A 4,905-nucleotide genomic window follows, 5' to 3' on the forward strand; every position below is an offset into this window, starting at 1 on the left:
GCTGTCCCCTGGAACCAACCTGAGTTTTGTACAGTTTGTTCAGCCGCCAAAATATCAACAAAGGCCGTACTAAAATGGCTAAAGTGATACGTGTTTTTAATGTGTTTGTTTAGGGATGCTGAATTAAACTGGGTTAACACAAACATTCGATGAATGCCAGAATTTAAGCAATTCGAAATCGGAATATCTACCAATCGGTATTTACCAGCAATTGGAACTGCCGGTTTAGAGCGTGTTTGTGTTAGTGGCGATAATCTAGAGCCCTGGCCACCGCCAAGGATAACGCCTAAAACTTTGTCAGTCATGTTTAAGCTTATTTTAATATTTGGTATAATTCTATATAATTTAATGCTGCGTTATCCCACGAATGGTCTATCTTCATCATTGTTTTTCTCACTGCTTTAAAAGCCTTTTTATCGTTATATAACTCAACAGCACGGTTAATGGCATGAGTAACATCCCAAATACTCGTTTGATCGTGGCAAATCCCAAAACCTCCGTCACCTATATCAATTACTGTATCCTTCAATCCACCAATCCGGCGCACAATAGGAACAGTTCCATACCTTAACGCATAAAGCTGATTTAAACCACAAGGTTCCACTCTCGATGGCATGATCAGAAAATCTGCACCAGCATACATTTCGTGCGAAACCTGCTCATTATAACCAATATAAGCATTGTATTTACCAATAAAAATGTCTTTCAGCTGATTTAACCGCCCTTCCACCCAATTATCGCCTGATCCTAAAACCAGGATATTGATGTTGTCGCCATGTTGTTGCAAAGCTGTGTAAAAAATATCGGGCAATAAATCGGCACCTTTTTCATCAACCAATCTACCGATAAAAGTAAATAGTGGTTTAGACGGATCTAATTGAAAAACATCACAGAGGGCTGTTTTGTTTGCCAGTTTACCAGTTTCAACTGTTTTTAAATTATAACCTTTGCTCAGCATCGGGTCCGTTTCAGGATTCCAAACCTCGCTATCGATTCCGTTTAGTATTCCTACCGATTTCCAACGCTCTTGTCTTAACAAACTTTCTAATCCACGGGCATTGTTCATCATCTCATCCAGGTAACTTGGCGAAACCGTAGTTACTTTCCAGGCACATTTAATGGCCGATGCTAAAGGGTTAATGGCATCTTCCCAACCTAGTAAACCACCTTTCCACAAATCGAATGCTGGTATATAATATAATTTTTCCCAGCCAAACTGACCTTGGTATTGTGCATTATGAATGGTTAAAACCGTCGGGACGCCGCTAATTGCTTTATATTTTACGCAATTTGAAACCATAAACGGAATTAAACCCGTATGGTGATCGTGGCAATGAAGCACATCCGGGCGATGTTCCCACTGTACAATCCAATCAAGTGTAGCAATCTGGAAAGCCACAAATCTTTCTGTATCGTCGCTATAACCATATACATTTGGGCGGTCGGTTAAGCCCTGAATATGGATCACGTATAAATCAAAGCCTAATTTATTGGTTTTTTCTTTTAAAATGCGGTACTGAAAGTGGTGATTACCGTAGTTTGCCCATGCATCGTAAGTTACTTCAAATTCGCTTTCGCGAATAAATTTAGTATCGTATGCAGGAACAACCACCTTGGCAATGTGGCCTAATTTATTTTGATATTTTGGTAGGGCCCCTACTACATCGGCTAAACCACCAACCTTTGCAACTGGGTAACACTCGGCGCTTATATGTATAATTTCCATCAAATATTTGGTGTAGATAACCTAAGTAAGTTACTAATTGTTTTGAGTTTTGCAAATAATGAAAATTATATTTTTAGTTAATTGTTTTAGGTTTTTCTCCAGCATAATCGGCTTAAATCTGCAGGAGAATGCTGCCCATGGTTTCCCGCTGATTTCGCAGATATACGCAGAGGTTTTTGAAAGTGAATGTTCAGTTCTTTGTGGCGGGCTGCAGTCCTGCTTTCCGCTATAAGTCCTCACTGCGTTCCGGGCTTTCGCTTCAATCAGGCTTAGAAACAAGGGGCTGTTTTAAGAAATCCAAAAGCCCAAACCAATCAGCGGTAATCTTCTTAAATCTGAGGGAGATTATTGCCTATGGTTTCTGCTGATTTTGCAGATACACACAGCGTTTTTTATGAGAAAGTGAATGTTCAGTTCTTTGTGGCGGGCTACAGTCCTGCTTTCCGCTATAAGTCCTCACTGCGCTCCGGGCTTACCGCTTCAATCAGGCTTAGAAACAAGGGGTTGTTTTAATAAATCCAAAAACCTAAATCAATCACCGGTAGTCATCTTAAATCTGCGGGAGATTATTGCCTATGGTTTCCCGCTGATTTCGCAGATATCTGTAGCACTTTTTTTATATCACCTAATTTCTATAGATACTTATTTGTAATGATCCTTTTTAGCGCAGTTTTCCAACGCGATCGTCATGCTGAATTTATTTTACAAGTAGAAATAGTGTTTTCAATTGCCTTGTAACTACTTCGTGGTCAGCATCTTTCCTGCATTATAGACCCTGAAATGAATTCAGGGTGACGGCTCTAGGAGCTTAAACACAAAAAAACCGCTTAAATCCATAAGCGGTTTTTAACAACAAAACAAATATATTTTTGGTTTAAAAAAATCTTAGTACTCTTCGTCGATAATTTCGTAAAAATCGCGGATTGGCTGAAACTGTGGGTGTAATGAAACCACATCTCCAAAAACCAATAAAGCCGGGGCAGTTATTCTTTTATCTTCAACAATTTCAGCAATCGTATCAACAACACCAACTGCAATTTTTTCTTCTGGTGTAGAACCATTTTGAATTACCGCTACTGGCAAGAGGTTTTTATTTTCTGCCTGAAATATGGCAGCAATTTCTTTTACTTTTTCAATTCCGTTTAAAACAACAATAGTTGCTTTCGTTTTTGCTGCGATATATAAATCTTCAGAGATTTCGCCCTTTGAGTTTGTTCCGGTTACTGCCCAAAAACTTTCACTCAAATCTTTATAGATCATCGGGATTTTTTGCAAACTTGGCGCACCGGTTGCACTCGAAATACCCGGAATAATTTCGGTAGGGATACTGTACGATTCTGCAGYATCTATTTCTTCGTATCCTTTTGCAAAGAAAAACGGGTCGCCACTTTTTAACCGTACCACGTGACCGTAGTTTAAAGCGTAATCAACAATCAATTTGTTAACCGCATCCTGAGAAAACGATTCATCATCTGAACGTTTGCCCACATAAACTTTCGGTATACCATCTGGCGCATGACACAATAAAGCCTCGTTCACATTTGCATCATATAAAACAACATCAGCTGTTTTTAATGCTTTAACACCTTTTAAACTAAATAAATCCGGGTCGCCAGGACCTGCACCTATTAAAGTAATTCTTGGTTCAATGTTCGCTTTTTCTACTTTATTCAAAATCATAACAGATAATTTAAGCTCGTTATACGTTTGTTAATAATACAAATATATAAAGTCTATGGGAATTGTAGTAATTTATTTTAAAATAATTTTACCTAGCTTTTTAATGGGTGTTGATTTATGGGATTTTGGGGTGTTAATGAAAGATTTATCCTATAGGGAATGTACGCGTTTTTGAATCACCAGCATGGAATTGGGTTGTCATTCGGAACACAGTGAAGAATCTTTACGGTGAAACAGAGACCTATATTAAAAGATCCTTCGACTCCGCTCTCCACAGGAGTCCTTTGGACAGGATGACAAATTGAACGAATAATTTCATGTATCTCCATCACAAAAACTAACGAAGAGTGATCGTCTTTCCCGCGCAGGCGGGAATCTTAAAGCGCAGGCTATAGCGATCGTTGTAAGATTGCTTCGTCGGCTGAGAAAGCCTTCTCGCAATGACGATTCTTCGCAGCCTATCAACATATCATTTACATTGATTTTTACACAATAAATTATCCCTCAGGATGACCAACTGATTGGGAATTCTGTACTTTCTGTATCTCCGCCACAAAAACTAACCAGGCCTTAGCGAAACGCTAAGACCGGTAGGTTCGGTGGCACATAAAATTATTTACAATCCTTTGGTTCAAAAGTAAACTTCCCAGCCTCGAAATTAATGGGTTTTCCTTTAACAAAATAAGATCTGCCAAGTGTGGTTTCTATTTGCCCCACCCCCATAATTAGTTTTCCATCTTTCTTTAAAAATGCCAATGGGTTGGTGTAAACTTTTATGGTATCCTCGCCAGTTTTAAAGCGGTAATCTACCAGTAAGGTATCGCCGTTAAATTTTCCGTTTATGGTACCATTGTTATGCGGTTTCTCGGCATAATTAACCAATAATGAACCCGTAACTTTACCTGAGGCCAGTATTTTCACATTCATGGCTGCACTGTCTTTTTCAAAACCTGCTGCATAACAGTTCTCACTAACCAAAGAATCGGTTTTAGTTTTAGTGCCAGTAGTTGTTTTATTATTTTGGGTACAGGCATAGGCAAAAGGGATTGCAGCCAAAGCGAGGTAAAGGATATTTCTTTTCATGGTAATTGCGATTTATTGTTTTCTACTCAATATACAAATACGATGATGATTTTCCATCATTTCCATAATGGAAATTTACATCAGTATACTATTTTCGGGTGTTAGTACAGGAGGCAGATCAGTTTCATCAAGCATATCCCTCATGTCGATTTCTATTGTCCGCGAGATATTGGTAATGGGCACATCATTGGCACTTCCTTCAAAAGGATTTGTAGAACTTTCGCCAACAATATCCAAAGAGTTAAAAACCCAGGTGAGTAAAATCGCAAATGGAACATTTAACCAAATGGAATAACCCTCAATCAAAGTACCATTACCCAATTTGTTAAATTCGTTTAATAGACCATAAGGCACCAAAAACACAAACAGGTTTAACATAATGGTGGCTATTGATGAAAAATGGCGCGGGTAAGGAA

Annotated in this window: 4 protein-coding genes and 1 pseudogene; all 5 read right to left on the bottom strand. The window is 38.6% G+C overall.

Translation table 11 applies throughout. The annotated features are described in order from the left end of the window. On the bottom strand, positions 1–305 hold a 305-nt coding region (locus tag AC1DND_RS19475), incomplete at its 3' end, for a sugar phosphate nucleotidyltransferase (RefSeq protein WP_477584137.1). Positions 306–313: 8 nt separating this feature from the next. Beyond that, entirely contained in the window at positions 314–1,726 is a 1,413-nt protein-coding gene (locus AC1DND_RS19480) for a glycogen synthase (RefSeq protein ID WP_029275054.1), read from the bottom strand. Positions 1,727–2,611: 885 nt separating this feature from the next. Then, positions 2,612–3,406: a uroporphyrinogen-III C-methyltransferase gene (gene cobA, locus AC1DND_RS19485; RefSeq protein ID WP_477584139.1), complete on the bottom strand. Its 795-nt coding sequence runs from the start codon at positions 3,404–3,406 to the stop codon at positions 2,612–2,614. A 612-nt stretch (positions 3,407–4,018) separates the two neighbouring features. Further along, positions 4,019–4,489 (bottom strand): hypothetical protein, encoded by a 471-nt coding sequence (locus AC1DND_RS19490; RefSeq protein WP_477584141.1) that lies wholly within the window; start codon positions 4,487–4,489, stop codon positions 4,019–4,021. A gap of 75 nt (positions 4,490–4,564) precedes the next feature. Continuing rightward, positions 4,565–4,905, bottom strand: a pseudogene (locus AC1DND_RS19495) (bestrophin family protein); the annotation flags it as partial.

The sequence above is a fragment of the Pedobacter sp. 01N416 genome (assembly GCF_056399685.1).